This is a genomic window from Actinoplanes sp. NPDC051851 (genome assembly GCF_040681165.1).
GTDB lineage: Bacteria > Actinomycetota > Actinomycetes > Mycobacteriales > Micromonosporaceae > Actinoplanes.
Genome location: NZ_JBFAYF010000064.1, coordinates 14,085 through 30,403, shown reverse-complemented (window position 1 = coordinate 30,403; position 16,319 = coordinate 14,085). Strand labels below are relative to the sequence as shown.

Here is a 16,319-nt window from a genome sequence, read left to right as displayed (position 1 = left end):
CCTGCGTGAACACGCCAGGTCAGGGGTGGGATGATGGGGTACGTGAGCAGTCGTCCCGTCCTCCGTGTCCGCAAGTCCGGCGCTGTGCTGGTCGCGGCCGGCATCGCGTTCGTCGGCACGGCCCCGCTGGCCGGTTCCACCTGGGCGCTGGCCCCGCTGCTCCTGATCCCGGTCGTGTTCCTGCTCTGGGCCTGGCGCGCCGGCACCGACGTCTTCCCGGACGAGCTCCGGGTCCGCGCGCTGGCCGGCGGCACCACGGTGCCGTGGGACCGGATCGCCGAGCTGGCGCCGGACCGGTCCGGCCAGGTCTCCGCGCTGCTCGACAACGGCAACACGATCCGCCTGACCGGCGTGACCCGGGAGAACCTGCCGCTGGTCCTGGCCGCCGCGGGCCACGCCCCGGAGAAGCCCGCCGAGACCACGGAGGCCCCGGCCGAGCAGTGATCGGCGACCCGAGCCACGCCGGTGGATCGGTCCCGGGCGGAACTGTCAGGGAGCGCGGCTACCCTGGTCGGCAGCAAAGCTGAGGGGGTGTGTTGCTCGTGCGTTTCCGCCGGGGCCGGGCCGCGGTCGCGACACTCGGCACCGTGCTGGTGCTGAGTTCAGGGTGCAGCTTCGGGCCGCCCGACGCCGACGAGGCCGGGGCACCGCCCAATCTGCCCGGCCCGTCCGTCGCCGCCACCGCGAGCGCCGACCCCAACGAGCGTGAGGTCGCGGTCACCGTGCTGGCCAAGGGGCTGGAGGTGCCGTGGGGCATCGCCTTCCTGCCCGACGGCGCGGCGCTGGTCACCGAGCGCGACACCGGCCGGATCCTCAAGGTGGGCCCGGAGTCCGACGCCGACGGCCTGACCGTGACCGAGGCGGCCCGGCTGGGCGAGGTGCGCGCCTCCGGCGACGGCGGCCTGCTCGGCATCGCCGTCTCGCCGGACTACGCGACCGACAAGACGGTCTTCGTCTACTACTCCACCGCGAGCGACAACCGGATCGGCAAGCTGACGCTCGGCGGCTCCCTGCAGACGATCCTCACCGGCCTGCCCCGCTCCACCGATCAGAACGGCGGCGCGCTCGCCTTCGGCCCCGACGGATTCCTGTACGCGGGAACCGGCGACGGCACCCCATCCGGCTCGCAGGCCCCGAGCGCCAAGAGCCTGGGCGGCAAGATCCTGCGGATGACCACGGCGGGCAAGGCCGCGCCGGGCAACCCGGTCAAGGCCTCGCTGATCTGGGCCTCGGGCTTCCGCAACGTGCAGGGGCTGGCCTGGGACCAGAACAAGCGGCTCTACGCCACCGACAGCACCCAGCCCGAGTACGGCGAGCTCAACGTGGTCGTCAAGGGGAAGAACTACGGCTGGCCCAAGGCGGACGGGCCGGGCACGAACGCGGCGTACACGAACCCGCTCGCGTCCTGGCCGAGCGCGGAGTCGACCTGCGGCGGCGTCGCCACGGTGGAGAGCATGGTGGCCACCGCCTGCCTGCTCGGCAAGCGGATCTACCTGCTCACGGTCACCGGCAACGGGACCGTGCTGGGCACCCCGCAGCAACTGCTCACCGGCAAGTACGGCCGGCTGCGCGCGCTGGTCGCCGCGCCGGACGGCTCGCTCTGGGTGAGCACCTCCAACCAGGAGGACGCCGGCGAGCCCGACCCCGAGGACGACCGTCTGATCCGGCTGGTCTTCTCCGACGGTGGCGCCGGCCGGAGTTGACGGGGATGACTGTTTCACGGTTCACCGGGTGGGGCAGGTGAGGCCCCGATGACTGATGCGCTTGTCCGACTCCGCTCCTTCGGCGGGGCGATCACCCGGCACGGCCGGACCGTCGGCCACGGGAGTGTCCGGGTCTGGCGGCACCGGTGGGCTCACCGGATCCGGGTCGCCGTCGCGGTCGGCCTGGTCAGCCTCTGCTCGGCGCTGATCGGCGTCATGCTGTTCGCGCACGCCGACATCAACGTCGGGCCGTTCAAGGCCGAGATGTCGATCCGGCCGTCCCTGGTCGGCGGCACCGAGGTGAGCATCCCTCCGCTCGGCTCGCTGCACCTGGACAGCCACCGCGGCACGCTGCATCTCAAGGTGGCCCTCGGGTCACTCGACCAGAGCCGTACCGAAGAACTGATCGACAATCCGACGGCGATCAGCTCGGCCGGCGACCGCGCGGTCGAGGAGGTGGTGGACGGCGTCTCCAAGCTGGCCCTGCGGCTGGTCGCGCTCGCCGTGCTGAGCGCGATGCTCGCCGCCGCCCTGATCTTCCGGAACGTCCGCCGGGTCGCCGCCTCCGGGGTGACCGCGCTGGTCGCCGCGCTGGGCAGCCTCGGTCTGGCCGCCGCCACCATCCGCCCCGACGCGATCAGCGAGCCGCGCTACGAGGGGCTCCTGGTCAACGCCCCGGCGGTGGTCGGTGACGCCCGCCGGATCGCCGACAACTACGGGCGGTACGCCGAGCAGCTCCAGCAGATCGTCAGCAACGTCAGCCGCCTCTACACGACGGTCTCCTCGCTCCCGGTGTACGAGCCGGCCGGCAACACCACCCGCCTGCTGCACGTCTCCGACCTGCACCTGAACCCGGCGTCCTGGGGGCTGATCCGGACCGTGGTGCAGACCTTCGACATCGACGCGGTGATCGACACCGGCGACATGGTCGACTGGGGCACCGGCGCCGAGACGTCGTACGTCTCCTCGATCCCGTCGGTGGGCGTGCCCTACATCTACGTCCGCGGCAACCACGACTCGACCGCGATCCAGGCCGCGGTGGCGAAGCAGAAGAACGCGGTCGTCCTCGACGACGAGCTCTACACGATCGACGGCGTCACCGTCGCGGGCATCGGCGACCCGCAGTTCACCCCGGACAAGAGCGAGACGAACGCCAACGGCGACAACGCCGGCGTCGAGCTGCTCACCGAGGCCGGTCAGACCCTGGCGACCACGATCCGCGACTCCGGCAAGAAGGTCGACATCGCTCTGGTCCACGACCCGGCGATGGCCCAGCCGCTCTCCGGTGTCGTCCCGCTGGTCCTGGCCGGGCACAAACACTCGCGCTCGGTGAGCATGCTCCCGGCCCCCGTCGCGCCCACCCCGGACCCGTCCGCCTCGGCGCCGGCCTCGCCCGCCCCGTCCGCCTCCACCGCCGCCGAGCCGATCATGTCGACCCGGCTGATGATCGAGGGCTCCACCGGCGGCGCCGGGCTGCGCGGGCTGGAGGGCGAGGAGCCGACACCGCTCTCCCTCTCGGTCCTCTACTTCGACGAGAACCACGAGCTCAAGGCGTACGACGACATCCAGCTCGGCGGCACCGGCGAGTCCAACATCGAGATGCAGCGCAACGTCGTCGGCGTCGGCCCCGACGAGACCCCGAGCCCGTCGGCGTCGGCCTCCCCGGCGTCCAGCCCCTCGGGACGGTAGGACCTCCCGTACTCGATGATCGATTAACGTCTCCCCATCGTCACCGGGCGCATCGATCAACGGGGAGAGTCCATGAAAGACAACCGGGACACGGCGCTCAAGCCACCGGCAAGCTGGGAGTTCGGCACCAGGGCCGTGATGGCGGCGATCGGCGCGGCGGGCGGGTTCGCAGTCCTGCTCTTCGCCTGCGACCTGGCGCTGCGTCACTACCTGTCGACCGGCGACCCGGCGGTCTCACCGCTGCTGATCTGGGTCGTCGAGAATCCCACCGACATCCAGCTGCTGCACTTCCTGTTGCTCGGCGCCTACCTGGGCGGCTTCTACCTGTGGCGGCACCGAACCCGGGAGATGCTCGTCTACTTCGTTCCCGCGGACACCGCGACCCCGGTCCGGCACTGGTCGATCCCGGTCTGGAGCGCATCGGTCTTCGCGGCCTTCCTGATCCGCCTGAACGACCCCGGCGCGGGCTCCGACGCGCTCTTCGCCCTGCAGGTCGACGCGATCCAGGAGGCGGTCCGGATCGGCGGCATCACCGTGCTGCTGTTCGGTGTCTGGACCATCCGTGATCAGGTACGGCAGGCGATCGTCGACTCGCGGGCACCACGACCGCCCGCGCACCCGCCGATCGTCGCCGCCGAGTTCACCGAGGGGGTCGCCGACGACGGCTGGTGGTGGCAGGTCCGGGAGACCGTCCACGAGCAGGATCTGGTCATGCTGGTGAGCACCGGCGAGGCGGAGCACCGGTGGCTGTTCGTGCCGAAGGGCGGCGATCCGGCCGCGGTCCGTGCCACCGTGCCGGCCGGCGCGACGATCACCGCCTTCCCCGAGCCGCCCGCGGGCGGGGGCACCGAGGAGTGGACGGCGCCGGAAGCCGAGGAGTTCCACGGCCTGATCAAGGAGGCCGGGAGCGGGGAGCTCCGGTATCGGCGGGTCAGCCCGGACGAGGTCCCCGAGTTCCTGGCCGAGGCGCGGTCCGCGCTGCGCTGGGCGTTGTACCCCACCGACACCCCGGACTCGGTGGTCGCCGTCGCCCCCAGCGTGTGAGGCTCGGGTGCGCTGAGCACCCGAACCTCACACACCGGAGGGCGTACCAGAGATCAGGAGACGCCGAGGCGCTCCAGCAGCAACTCGCGGACGGTCTTGGCGTCCGCCTGGCCCCGCGTGGTCTTCATGACCGCGCCGACCAGAGCGCCCGCCGCCGCCACCTTGCCGTCGCGGATCTTGGCGGCGATGTCCGGGTTGGCGGCGATGGCCTCGTCGACTGCGGCGGTCAGCGCACCGGTGTCGTTGACCACCTCCAGGCCACGCGCGGCCATCACCGCGGCCGGGTCGCCCTCGCCGGAGACCACGCCCTCCAGCACCTGGCGGGCCAGCTTGTCGTTGAGCTTGCCCTCGTCGACCAGCTTCTGCAGCGCGGCGACCTGCGCCGGGGTCGCGCCGACCCCGGCCAGCTCGATGCCGAGCTCGTTGGAACGACGGGACAGCTCGCCGAGCCACCACTTGCGGGCGCCGGCCGGGGACGAACCCGCGGCGATGGTCTCCTCGATCAGCTCGACGGCGCCGGCGTTCGCGGCCGACTGCATCTCCTGCTCGGAGATGCCCCACTCCTCGCGGAGACGGGCCCGCTTGACGCTCGGCTTCTCCGGCAGGCTCGCCTTGAGCTCGGCGACCCAGGCCGGGTCCGGCGCGATCGGCACCAGGTCGGGCTCGGGGAAGTAGCGGTAGTCGGTCGCGGTCTCCTTGGAGCGCCCGGCGCGCGTGTCACCGGTGGTCTCCTGGAAGTGCCGCGTCTCCTGGAAGATCTTGCCGCCCTCGTCGAGGATGCCCGCCTGGCGGATGATCTCGGAGCGGACGGCGCGCTCGACCGAGCGGAGCGAGTTGACGTTCTTCGTCTCGGTACGCGTGCCCCACTCGTCGCCGGGCAGGTTCAGCGAGGTGTTGACGTCGCAGCGCATCGAGCCCTGCTCCATCCGGACGTCGGAGACGCCGAGCGAGCGGACGATGTCGCGGAGCTCGGCCACGTACGCCTTGGCCACCTCGGGAGCGAGCGTGCCGAGGCCGGGGACCGGCTTGGTGACGATCTCGACCAGCGGGATGCCGGCCCGGTTGTAGTCGACCAGCGACTCGGTCGCACCGTGGATGCGGCCGGTGGCGCCACCGACGTGCAGCGTCTTGCCGGTGTCCTCCTCCAGGTGCACCCGCTCGATGCCGATCCGGTACTCGACGCCGTCCACGGTGACGTCGACGTAGCCGTCCACGCAGAGCGGCTCGTCGTACTGCGACGTCTGGAAGTTCTTCGGCATGTCCGGGTAGAAGTAGTTCTTCCGGGCCATCCGGCACCACTCGGCGATGTCACAGTTCAGCGCGAGGCCGATCCGGATCGTCGCCTCGATGCCGGCCCGGTTCGCCACCGGCAGCGCGCCGGGAAGCGCCAGGCAGACCGGGCAGACCTGGGTGTTCGGCTCGGCGCCGAAGTCGGTCTTGCAACCGCAGAACATCTTGGTCGCGGTGCCCAGCTCGACGTGCGTCTCCAGGCCGATCACCGGCTCGTACCGGGTGAGGATCTCCTTGTAGCTCATCGTCGGCTCCATCGGATCGGTTAAGCAGGGCAACATTCCTAGATTAATAGGCCGGTCGTACGCGTCTCGCACGGGTGTCATGACACGTCACCGGCGATAGCCGAGCTGGGCGAGAGCGCTCGTCGTCCGATCGCGGACGGCGGCGAACGACGGCACCGTCCGCAGCACGTCCAATGAGATCGACTCGGCGAGCTCCTCGTAGAAGTCGTCGATCGGCCGGGCCAGCCGCCTCACCAGGCGGCCGATGGGATCCTTCGGCTCGGGGATCCTCTCGACGTCGCGCGGTCGCGCCGGGACGCCGAGCTCGGTGTCGGTCCACCGGACACCCAGCACGTCCCGGAGAGCATCGCCGTCGGCGAGCACCCACGCCTCGGTCTTGCGGATCGGGATCACCGGGATCAGCCGTTCCGGCCAGCCGGGATCCCAGGCGCCGAGCAACGGGCCGATCCACTCCCGGTTCACCCGGTCGGTGTTGCCGTCCTGGTCACGGTGCACGAAGACCAGGTGGAACTCGCCACGGTGCCCACGCACCAACTCGATGATCTCGGGAACCGTGGACGGTCGTGCTCCCCCACGAAGCGCGGTGACCGCGTCGACGTCCACGGAGTCGGCGAACTCGGTGCCGCAGACGTCTTCGAGGACCCGGCGCAGGAGGAACGGCAGAAAACGATCATCCGAGTTTCCCTCGGCGATCAGGGCCGACGTGAGGAAGCGCATCAGGCCTCCAGCACCTGGCGAACCTCGAACTCGGCGATCTCCGCCGGGCTGATCAGGCGCTCGTTCGGATCCCGGGCGTCCTGATCCGCCAACGACGGGCGTTCCCCGCTCCCGATCAGCCGGGGCTGGGTGATCCGGCTGCGGGACCGGCCCGGGAAGACCCGGGTGACCGTGGTCAGAAAGACCGCGTCCGCGCTCGGATCCAGCGCCCGCAGGATCGCCGGGGAGTGGCTGCTCAGCAGCAGTTGGACCAGGGGCGCGGCGGGATCGGACGACCGGCGCTCGACGGCCCGCTCGACCACCGAGTGCAGACGCCGCACGAGGGTGACGAGACGCTGCGGGTAGATGCCGTTCTCCGGCTCCTCGAAGCAGAGCAGGCCCGAGTTCGCCGGGTCGTAGGCCGCGGTGAGCAGCGCGGCGGCCCGGAGCGTGCCGTCGGACGCGACGCGGGCGGAGACCGGCTCGCCGCCGCCCCGCGCACGGAACTCGACCTCACGGCGACGCCGCTTCGTGTCCTCGTCGACCCGGATGCCGCTGACATCGGAGATGACGCCGGCCAGGTCGGCGGAGATGTCGCCGAGAAGGCCCTTCGGCCGATCCCCGCTCCCGGTGGTCTCGGCGATCCGGTGCAGGGTGTTGGGCAGGTGAGCCCCGTCCGCGGCGAGTTCCGCCGGGTCGTCGAAGCCGTCCGGGCGCCGCAACGCGGCCGGATCCAGGTGCAGATGCCGCCAGGAGGAGAGCTCGCGCTTGAGCGCGAAGAGCGTCGCCGACTCGCTGACCGTGCCGATGACCGACAGCACCGTGGACACCGCGCCGGTCGCCGGCAGCGACACCACCGCACCCTCGGCATCCCGCCGGATCAGGAAGGTCGTCCCGACCGTGTCGAGGAACGGCCGGTCACGACCGGACCCGGAAGGAATCGGGCGGGCGGACTCCTCGGCGACGAACAGCCGTGCCGAGCGCTGCTCGATCACGAGTTCGTAGCGCACCCGCGTATCCGGCAACGCCGCCGTCGCGCCGAAGTCGTCGGTGACCTCGCGGTCGAGCGTCACCTCGACCGCGAATCGCATCCGCGTCTCCCGGCGGCCCTCCGTGTCCTGGTGGAACAGCTCCGGCAGCTCGCCACGAGCATGCGGAGCGGCTTTCGCCAGCGGCTCGTGGGCCAGCCGGGAGAGGAACCGGAGTGCGTCGAACAGGTTGGACTTGCCCGCGCCGTTCCGCCCCAGCACCACCAGGAACGGTGGCAGGTCCAGGGCGAAATCGCGGAACGTCTTGAACCCGTCGATCTCGATACGAGTCAGCACTCCGGTCCTCTCCGATACTCAGAGGGCCGGCGGGGTGAAGGTGCCGACGGCGGACTCGAGAGCACCCGCGACCCGGTACATCCGGTCGTCGGCCAGGGTGGGCGCCATGATCTGGAAACCGACCGGCAGGCCCTCGGAGAGACCGCACGGGACCGAGATGGCCGGGCCGCCGTACAGGTTCGTCGGGATGGTGAAGAGGTCGGCGAGGTACATCTGGTACGGGTCCGAGGTCCGGGATCCGAACGGGAACGCCGTGAACGGGGTGGTCGGCGAGACGAGCACGTCGACCCGCTCGAACGCCGCCTGGAAGTCCCGGGTGATCAGGGTACGGACCTTCTGCGCCTGCCCGTAGTACGCGTCGTAGTAGCCGCTCGACAGCGCGTACGTGCCGAGGATGATCCGGCGCTTGACCTCGGGACCGAAACCGGCCTCCCGGGTCAGCGACATGACCTCCTCGAGCGACCGGCTGCCGTCGTCCCCGGCACGCAGGCCGTAGCGCACGCCGTCGAAGCGGGCCAGGTTGGACGAGGCCTCGGACGGGGCGATCAGGTAGTAGGCCGGGAGGGCGTACTGGAAGTTCGGGCAGGAGACCTCGACGACCTCGGCGCCCAGCTTGACCAGCGCCTCCAGCGACTCCCGGAACGCGGCGGTGACGCCGGGCTCGGAGCCGTCCGCCGCGAACTCCTTGACCAGGCCGAGCTTGACACCGGTCAGGTCGCCGAGCAGACCCTGGCGGGCGGCGGCGACCACGTCCGGCACCGGCTGCGGGATCGAGGTGGAGTCGCGCGGGTCGTGCCCGGCGATCGCCGCGTGCAGCAGGGCGGTGTCCTCGACGTTGCGGGCGCAGGGGCCCGGGGTGTCCAGCGACGAGGAGAACGCGATCAGGCCGTACCGCGAGGTGCCGCCGTAGGTGGGCTTGGCGCCGACCGTGCCGGTGACGGCGCCCGGCTGGCGGATCGAGCCGCCGGTGTCGGTGCCGATGGCGAGCGGGGCCTCGTAGGCGGCGAGCGCCGCGGCCGAGCCACCGCCGGAGCCGCCGGGGATGCGGCCCAGGTCCCACGGGTTCTTGGTGGGGCCGTACGCGCTGTACTCCGTCGAGGAGCCCATCGCGAACTCGTCCATGTTGGTCTTGCCGAGCATGATCGTGCCGGCCTCACGCAGCCGGGAGACGATCGTCGCGTCGTAGGGCGGCTTCCAGCCCTCAAGGATCTTGGAAGCGGCGGTGGTCGGCACGCCCTTGGTGGCGATGACATCCTTCACCGCGACGGGCACACCGGCCAGCGGTCCGGAAATTTCGCCCCTGTCCACCTTTTCTGCCGCTGCGAGAGCCCCCTCACGGTCGACGTGCAGGAACGCGTGCACCCGCTCGTCGACAGCCTCGATACGGTCCAGGTGCGCGGTCGCCACCTCGACGGCGGAGACCTCCTTGGAGGCGATCAGCGCGGCCAGCTCAGCTGCGGACTTCCTGGTCAAATCGGACACAGTCACTCCTCCTCGTCCAGGATGCGCGGCACCCGGAACCGGCCCTCGTACGCGTCCGGGGCGCCGGAGAGCGCCTCGTCCTGCGTCAGGCTCGGCGCCGGGACGTCGTCGCGGTACACGTTGGTCAGCGGAACCGAGTGCGAGGTCGGCGGGATGTCATCCGCGGCCACCTCACCGACCCGGGCGACCGACTGGAGGATCACGTCGAGCTGACCCGCGAATCGATCCAGTTCCTCTTCGGTCACGGCGAGCCGCGACAGGCGCGCGAGATGCGCTACCTCTTCGCGGGAGATGGCGGCCATCCTGCCCCCTCATTGTTCGACGGAATACCAGCGAGCCCCGAGTCTATTTCGCCGCGTTTCCCGGGCCGGACCGGGCGGTACCGGTTCAGCCACCCGGTCAGCTCGGCGGCCGGCATCGGGCGGGCGTGGAACCACCCCTGCGCGGTGTGGCACCCGGCGGCCGCGAGCAGCCGCCAGGTCGCCTCGTCCTCCACGCCCTCGGCGACGGCCCGCAGACCGAGCGCCCCGGCCAGCCCGATCACCGAGCGGACGATCGCGGCGTCCCCCCGGTCGGCGACCATGCCGAGCACGAAGGACCGGTCGATCTTCACCTCGGCGAGCGGCAGACGGCGCAGATGCTGCAAGGATGAGTACCCGGTGCCGAAGTCGTCCAGCGATATCGCGACGCCCATCCGGTCCAGCCGGGTCAGCGTCTCCAGCACCCGGTGCGGGTCGGCCATCAGCGCGCTCTCGGTGATCTCCAGCTGGAGCAGGTCGGCGGGGACCTCGTGCTCGCGGAGCAGCCGGCTCACCCGGTCGGCCACGTCACCGGCGTGCAGGTCGCGGGCGCTCACGTTGACCGCGGCGCGCAGCGGCGTGCCCCGTTCCCGCCAGGCGGCCAGCTGCGCCACCACCTCGTCCAGCACGTGCGCGGTGAGCAGGCGCATCACCGGGGTCGGCTCGGCCACCCGGAGCAGCTCCTCCGGGCCGACCACGCCGCGCCGCGGGTGCCGCCAGCGCAGCAGCGCCTCGACGCCGACCACCTCGCCGGTCGCGATGGCGATCTGCGGCTGGTAGTAGAGCTGTATCCCGGCGCCGTCGTGCCGCAGCGCGTCGCGCAGGTCGGCGAGGAGCGCCAGCCGGTCCGGCGAGTGGTGCGGCGCGTCCGGGCCGTGCACCGCGATCTGGTCGCCGCGCTGCTTGGCCTCGTACATCGCGGTCTCCGCCTCGCGCAGCAGGGTGGCGCCGTCCCGGCGGCCGGACTGCAGCGCGATGCCGATCGAGGCGGAGAGCTCCACCGGCGTGCCGTCCAGCGGGAACGGACGGCTCAGGGTCTCGGCCAGGTGCTGCGCGATCCGGCGGGCCGACGCCGGGCCCTCGACCCGGGTGGCGAGCACCGCGAACTCGTCGCCGCCGAGGCGGACCACCAGGTCGTGCTCGGGTACGACCGCGGTGAGGCGGTCCGCGACCCGGGCCAGCAGGCGGTCGCCGGCCGGGTGACCGAGCGCGTCGTTGACCGTCCGGAACCGGTCCAGGTCGAGCAGGAGCAGGGCGCGCTGCCGGTCCGGGCCGCGCTCGGCCATGGTGGTCTGCAGGGCGCGGCGGTTGGGCAGGCCGGTGAGCGGGTCGACCCGGGTGGCCCGCTCCGAGTCGCCGGCCCAGCGGACCGTCCGGTGCACGGCGTGCAGCGCGAGCAGGGCGAGCGGCAGCAGCGCGAGACTGACCCGGGCGGCGACCAGGATCACCGGGCCGAGCAGCAGCAGCGAGGCGGTCGCCAGCAGGTCGGCGCGGGTGCGGCGCCTCCTGCGGGTACGCCGGTCCGCCGTCCACCGCCGGACCACGGCCGCCACCGCGTACCGGGCGGCGATCCACGCGCCCGCCGCCGCGCAGGCCACCGCCGCGTCCCGCCAGTCCGGCCGGGCGCCGATCGGCGGCACCGCCAGCCCGGCGACCGCGGCCGCGGCGCCGAGGGCCGCGGTGTGCTGGAGCGCGAGGTGCACCCAGCGGCGCACCGGGCTGCGCATCCGCGCCCCGGCCACGGTGATCGCGGCCAGCTGGACGACGAGCGCCGGGGCGAGCCCCCGGTCCAGCACGATCGCGAAGGTGAAGCAGATGGACGGCAGGATCACCGCCCGGACCCGCCGGTCGGGCACCGGGTGCGGGCGGGCGTCGACCAGGAGCGCCAGCAGCGCCATCACCCAGTACGCCGCGGGCAACCCCCGGAACGCGCCCGGGTCGGCGGCCCAGAGCACCAGACCGGCGGCGGTGGCCAGGCCCGCCGTGACGATCAGCGCACGGCGTAGCCGGGGGCCGGGCGCAGCCGTACGCGGGCGGGCGGCATCCATGCGTCCTCCAGGCTGGCCTTGATCACTGAACGCCTACACCATAGATCCAAAATGGTGCCTTTCCAGCAAAAGCACTTAGCCGGATTTCTGGTCTTATAGGCGATCAAACGATCATTTCACCCGCTGGCGTGACGTCGATCCGCGTTTTTCGGCTCTCCGCCGTCAGCCCTCCGCGGGCGCCACCGGTGCCACCTCGGCGACCGCCCGGGCCGCCTCCGGGCCGTCGGCGAGCAGCACCCCGAAGCCCGCCTCGTCGAGCACCGGGACCTTGAGCGCGAGGGCCTTGTCGTACTTGCTTCCGGGGTTGTCGCCGACCACCACGAAGCCGGTCTTCTTCGAGACCGAGCCGCTCACCTTGCCGCCGCGCGAGGTGACCGCCTCGGCCGCCTGGTCACGCGTGTAGCCCGCCAGCGTGCCGGTGACCACCACGGTCATCCCGTCCAGCGGGCGCGGGCCGGTCTCCACCCGTTCGTCGGCCATCCGGACGCCGGCCTCGCGCCACTTGCGGACGATCTCCCGGTGCCAGTCGACGGTGAACCACTCGCGCAGGCTGTCCGCGATGATCGGGCCGACGCCCTCCACCTCGGCGAGCGGATCGACCACCCTGGGCTTCCGCTTCGCCGGCTCGGCCTCGGCCGCGACCTCGGCCTCCGCCTCGGCCTGAGGTGCCGGAACGGCCAGGGGCCGGGCGACCTCCTCCTCGATCGCGGTCATCGAGCCGAACTCGCGGGCCAGCGCCTGCGCCGCGGTCGGGCCGACGTGCCGGACCGAGAGCGCGACCAGGATCCGCCAGAGCGGCCGGGACTTCGCCTCCTCCAGGCTTCGCAGCATCTTGCCGGCGTTACTGCCCAGCTTGCCGCTCTGGTTGACGAAGAACGGCACCCGGAGCAGGTCGTCCTCGGTCAGCGCGAAGAGGTCGCCCTCGTCGAAGAGCACCCCGGAGTCGAGCAGCGCCCGCGCCGCCTTCTCGCCGAGCACCTCGATGTCCAGCACGTTCCGGCTGCCGACCGAGCTGAGCCGCTCCCAGCGCTGGCCGGGGCAGGCCCGCGAGTTGGGGCAGCGGATGTCGACGTCGCCCTCCTTGGCCGGGGCGAGCGGGGTGCCGCAGGAGGGACAGTCGGCCGGCATCACGAACGCGCGGGCGTCGGCGGGCCGCAGGTCGATCACCGGACCGAGGATCTCCGGGATCACGTCGCCGGCCTTGCGCAGCACCACGGTGTCGCCGATCAGCACGCCCTTGCGGGCCACCTCCTGGGCGTTGTGCAGGGTGGCCTGGGCGACCACCGAGCCGGCCACCTTCTTCGGCTCGAGGATCGCGTACGGCGTGACACGGCCGGTGCGCCCCACGTTCACCGCGATGTCGAGCAGCTTCGTGGTGACCTCCTCGGGCGGGTACTTGAAGGCGATGGCCCATCGCGGCGCCCGGCTGGTCGACCCGAGACGGCCCTGGATCGCCACCGCGTCCACCTTGACCACCACGCCGTCGATCTCGTGCTCGACGTCGTGCCGGTGCTTGCCGTAGTAGTCGATGAACTCGCGCACCCCGGCCATGTCGTCGACCAGCCGCCACCGTGGGCTGGTCGGCAGGCCCCAGGCCTTCAGCGCCTCGTACGCGTGTGACTGCGACGCCGGGGTGAAGCCGTCCCGCGCGCCGATCCCGTGCACCACCATCCGCAGCCCGCGGGACGCGGTGACCCGCGGGTCCTTCTGCCGGAGGCTGCCGGCGGCGGCGTTGCGCGGGTTGGCGAACGGCGCCCTGCCCTGCTCGACCAGGGACGCGTTGAGGTCGGCGAACGCCTCGGCCGGGAAGTAGATCTCGCCCCGCACCTCCAGCAGGTCGGGGACGTCGTCGCCGGCCAGCCGCTCCGGGATCTCCCGGATGGTCCGCACGTTGGGCGTCACGTCCTCGCCGGTGCGCCCGTCGCCGCGGGTGGCGCCCCGGACCAGCCTGCCCTTCTCATACGTCAGGTTGATCGCGAGCCCGTCGACCTTGAGCTCGCAGAGGAAGCGCACCGGCCCGCCGGCGTCGCGCACGGTCCGCTCCGCCCAGCCCGCGAGGCCGTCCAGGTCGAAGACGTTGTCCAGCGACATCATCCGCTCGGCGTGCTCGACCGGGGTGAAGAGTGTGGAGAAGCTGCCGCCCACGTTCTGCGTCGGGGAATCCGGCGTCCGCAACGCGGGGAACTCCGCCTCCAGCGCCTCGAGCTCGCGCAGCATCGCGTCGAACTCGGCGTCGGCGATCGTCGGTGCGTCCAGCACGTAGTAGCGGTACTGATGCCCGCGGATCTCGTCGGCGAGCTCGGCGTGGCGAGCGCTGTCCTGCGGCGACGGGTCCCGGCCCGCGGCCGCCACCTGCTCGGAAGTCGGGGCTGCGTCTGACATACGAGGCACGGTAGTCGCACCCCCCGACAAATCCGGGCTCAGACCTCGGCGATCCTTCTCGCCGCCTCCGCGCAGGCTTTCAAGAGCTTTCTCGCGTACGCCGGAGAGGAGCCCGCCAGTCCGCAGGCGGGCGTGACGACCACCTGCCGGGGCAGCCGGGCGGCCGGGAAACCGAGCCGGGTCCAGAGGGTGCGCACCCGCTCGGCGATCTGCTTCGAGTCGGGACGCGTCCCCGCGGCCGCCAGGGTGGGCGCCGCCCCCACGAAGAGTCCCAGCCCCGCCTCGATCGCCTCGCCGACCGGGTCCAGGTCCTTGAGCAGCGAGAGGTCGAACGCCACCGCCGCGGCCCCGGAGTCCCGGACCACCTGGAGCGGCACCGCCGGAGCGCAGCAGTGCACGACGACCGGAGCCCCGGACGCCTCCACCACGGTCCGCAGCCGCGCCGCCGCGTCCGGGGTGTCCACGGGCTTGTACGCCCCCAGCCCGCTCTCCGTCGGCACCCGCCCGGCCAGCACCGACGGCAGCGACGGCTCGTCCAGCTGGAGCAGCACGGTCGCGCCGGGCACCCGCTTGCGGACGTCGTCGACGTGCCGGCGCAGCCCCTCGGCGAGCGAGTCGGTGAGGTCCCGGACCGCGCCCGGGTCCCGCAGCATCCGCCCGCCGATCTGCAGGTCCAGGCTCGCGGCGAGCGTCCACGGCCCGGCGGACTGCACCTTCAGCGTGCCGGTGAAGCCGTCGGCCTGCTCGGTGAGCTGATCCAGGTCTCGTTCCCGCAGGTCGGCCGTGCGCCGCGCGTCCTTACCGGGCCGGGCCGCGACCTGCCAGCGCCCGGCGTAGAGCTGCACCGGGAGCTCGACCAGGAACCCCGCGGTCCGCCCGATGATCTCGGCGCCCGGCCCGCGCTCCGGCAGCTCGGGCAGGTGCGGCAGGTCGGGCAGCTCGCCGAGGACGATCCGCTGTGCCTCGGCCACGTCGGTGCCGGGCAGCGAGCCGATCCCGGTCGCGGCCCCGGCCGGCCAGGGGAAGTCAGACATGCGCCGACGCCTTGACCCCGGCGGTGATGGTGGCCGAGCCGAGAACGATGTCGCCGTCCGGGTCGGGCCGGTACGCCACGATGGCCTGCCCGGCGGCGACACCCCGGGCGGGGGTGGCCAGGCGGGCCTCCAGCACGTCGCCCGTCACCGAGACCCGGGCGGCGTGCACCGATCCGTGGGCACGGAGCTGCACCTCGCAGTCGGACTCGTGCGAGACGTCGTGCCAGATCGGGCGATCGGCCGTCACCACGTCGACCTCGAGGTCCTCGCGCGGGCCGACGGTCACCGTGTTCGTCACCGGAGTGATCGAGAGAACATAGCGGGGCCGGCCGTCGGCGGCGGGAACCCGCAGGTCGAGGCCCTTCCGCTGGCCGACCGTGAAGCCGAAGGCGCCCTCGTGGGTACCGAGCGTCTCCCCGGTCCGGCCGTCCACGATGTCGCCGGGCGCGTTCCCGAGATGCGAGGCCAGGAAGCCCCGCGTGTCACCATCCGCGATGAAGCAGATGTCGTGCGAATCGGGCTTGTCGGCCACCGCGAGCCCGCGCTCGGCCGCCTCCTGGCGGACCCGCTCCTTGGTCGAGTCGCCGAGCGGGAAGACCGCCCGGTCCAGCTGCGCCCGGTTCAGCACGGCCAGCACGTAGGACTGGTCCTTGGCCAGGTCGACGCTGCGCCGGAGCAGACCGTCCGTGCCGAGACGGGCGTGGTGCCCGGTGACCACCGCGTCGAAGCCGAGCGCCACCGCCCGGTCCAGCACGGCGGCGAACTTGATCTTCTCGTTGCAGCGCAGGCAGGGATTGGGGGTACGGCCGGCCGCGTACTCCGCGACGAAGTCGTCGACCACGTCGGCGTGGAACTCGTCGGCCATGTCCCACACGTAGAACGGGATCCCGATCACGTCGGCCGCCCGGCGCGCGTCCCGGGAGTCCTCCAGCGTGCAGCAGCCCCGCGCGCCGGTCCGGTAGGTCTGGGGATTACGCGCCAGCGCCAGGTGCACGCCGGTCACGTCGTGCCCGGCATCCTTCGCACGGGCGGCGGCAACGGCGGAGTCGACACCACCGGACATGGCCGCAAGAACTCGCATG

General features: G+C 72.3%; 13 protein-coding genes. 4 read left to right on the top strand and 9 right to left on the bottom strand.

Annotation, left to right across the window (positions count from 1 at the left end; all coding sequences use genetic code 11):
* Window positions 1-42 precede the first annotated feature (42 nt).
* The 4 genes from AB0M08_RS39090 (at window position 43) to AB0M08_RS39075 (ending at window position 4,436) form a co-directional block, all read left to right on the top strand.
* Entirely contained in the window at window positions 43-444 is a 402-nt protein-coding gene (locus AB0M08_RS39090) for a PH domain-containing protein (RefSeq protein ID WP_364505003.1), read from the top strand.
* Window positions 445-542: 98 nt separating this feature from the next.
* A complete protein-coding gene (locus AB0M08_RS39085) occupies window positions 543-1,703 on the top strand; it encodes a PQQ-dependent sugar dehydrogenase (protein ID WP_364505029.1) in 1,161 nt (386 codons plus the stop codon).
* A 48-nt stretch (window positions 1,704-1,751) separates the two neighbouring features.
* On the top strand, window positions 1,752-3,392 hold the full coding sequence (locus tag AB0M08_RS39080) for a metallophosphoesterase (protein WP_364505001.1): 1,641 nt from the start codon (window positions 1,752-1,754) through the stop codon (window positions 3,390-3,392).
* 72 nt (window positions 3,393-3,464) lie between these two features.
* Window positions 3,465-4,436: a hypothetical protein gene (locus AB0M08_RS39075; protein WP_364504999.1), complete on the top strand. Its 972-nt coding sequence runs from the start codon at window positions 3,465-3,467 to the stop codon at window positions 4,434-4,436.
* A gap of 53 nt (window positions 4,437-4,489) precedes the next feature.
* Here AB0M08_RS39075 and gatB read toward each other — a convergent pair whose 3' ends face one another.
* The 9 genes from gatB to mnmA form a co-directional block, all read right to left on the bottom strand.
* The gene (gene gatB / locus AB0M08_RS39070; protein WP_364505027.1) at window positions 4,490-5,983 is read right to left on the bottom strand and encodes an Asp-tRNA(Asn)/Glu-tRNA(Gln) amidotransferase subunit GatB; all 1,494 of its coding nucleotides are present in this window, start codon (window positions 5,981-5,983) and stop codon (window positions 4,490-4,492) included.
* A 75-nt stretch (window positions 5,984-6,058) separates the two neighbouring features.
* Window positions 6,059-6,688 (bottom strand): hypothetical protein, encoded by a 630-nt coding sequence (locus AB0M08_RS39065; RefSeq protein WP_364504997.1) that lies wholly within the window; start codon window positions 6,686-6,688, stop codon window positions 6,059-6,061.
* Window positions 6,688-7,992: an AAA family ATPase gene (locus AB0M08_RS39060; RefSeq protein WP_364504995.1), complete on the bottom strand. Its 1,305-nt coding sequence runs from the start codon at window positions 7,990-7,992 to the stop codon at window positions 6,688-6,690. The genes AB0M08_RS39065 and AB0M08_RS39060 overlap by 1 nt, the downstream gene beginning before the upstream one ends.
* Window positions 7,993-8,010: 18 nt before the next feature.
* The gene (gene gatA, locus AB0M08_RS39055; protein WP_364504993.1) at window positions 8,011-9,474 is read right to left on the bottom strand and encodes an Asp-tRNA(Asn)/Glu-tRNA(Gln) amidotransferase subunit GatA; all 1,464 of its coding nucleotides are present in this window, start codon (window positions 9,472-9,474) and stop codon (window positions 8,011-8,013) included.
* A gap of 2 nt (window positions 9,475-9,476) precedes the next feature.
* Window positions 9,477-9,776, bottom strand: a complete 300-nt coding sequence (gene gatC / locus AB0M08_RS39050) for an Asp-tRNA(Asn)/Glu-tRNA(Gln) amidotransferase subunit GatC (RefSeq protein ID WP_364504991.1) — start codon at window positions 9,774-9,776, stop codon at window positions 9,477-9,479.
* Window positions 9,749-11,821: a bifunctional diguanylate cyclase/phosphodiesterase gene (locus AB0M08_RS39045; RefSeq protein ID WP_364504989.1), complete on the bottom strand. Its 2,073-nt coding sequence runs from the start codon at window positions 11,819-11,821 to the stop codon at window positions 9,749-9,751. The genes gatC and AB0M08_RS39045 overlap by 28 nt, the downstream gene beginning before the upstream one ends.
* Window positions 11,822-11,983: 162 nt before the next feature.
* On the bottom strand, window positions 11,984-14,203 hold the full coding sequence (gene ligA / locus AB0M08_RS39040; protein ID WP_364504987.1) for an NAD-dependent DNA ligase LigA: 2,220 nt from the start codon (window positions 14,201-14,203) through the stop codon (window positions 11,984-11,986).
* 38 nt (window positions 14,204-14,241) lie between these two features.
* On the bottom strand, window positions 14,242-15,237 hold the full coding sequence (locus tag AB0M08_RS39035; RefSeq protein WP_364504985.1) for a methionine synthase: 996 nt from the start codon (window positions 15,235-15,237) through the stop codon (window positions 14,242-14,244).
* Window positions 15,230-16,318: a tRNA 2-thiouridine(34) synthase MnmA gene (gene mnmA / locus AB0M08_RS39030; RefSeq protein WP_364504983.1), complete on the bottom strand. Its 1,089-nt coding sequence runs from the start codon at window positions 16,316-16,318 to the stop codon at window positions 15,230-15,232. Before mnmA ends, AB0M08_RS39035 begins: the two co-directional genes overlap by 8 nt.
* Between the last annotated feature and the right edge of the window lies 1 nt (window position 16,319).

Coding starts and splice junctions, on each gene's coding strand:
- AB0M08_RS39080 (WP_364505001.1), top strand. CDS start 1,752: ATGACTGATGCGCTTGTCCGACTCCGCTCCTTCGGCGGGGCGATCACC.
- AB0M08_RS39075 (WP_364504999.1), top strand. CDS start 3,465: ATGAAAGACAACCGGGACACGGCGCTCAAGCCACCGGCAAGCTGGGAG.
- gatB (WP_364505027.1), bottom strand. CDS start 5,983: ATGGAGCCGACGATGAGCTACAAGGAGATCCTCACCCGGTACGAGCCG.
- AB0M08_RS39065 (WP_364504997.1), bottom strand. CDS start 6,688: ATGCGCTTCCTCACGTCGGCCCTGATCGCCGAGGGAAACTCGGATGAT.
- gatC (WP_364504991.1), bottom strand. CDS start 9,776: ATGGCCGCCATCTCCCGCGAAGAGGTAGCGCATCTCGCGCGCCTGTCG.
- AB0M08_RS39045 (WP_364504989.1), bottom strand. CDS start 11,821: ATGGATGCCGCCCGCCCGCGTACGGCTGCGCCCGGCCCCCGGCTACGC.
- ligA (WP_364504987.1), bottom strand. CDS start 14,203: ATGTCAGACGCAGCCCCGACTTCCGAGCAGGTGGCGGCCGCGGGCCGG.
- AB0M08_RS39035 (WP_364504985.1), bottom strand. CDS start 15,237: ATGTCTGACTTCCCCTGGCCGGCCGGGGCCGCGACCGGGATCGGCTCG.
- mnmA (WP_364504983.1), bottom strand. CDS start 16,318: ATGCGAGTTCTTGCGGCCATGTCCGGTGGTGTCGACTCCGCCGTTGCC.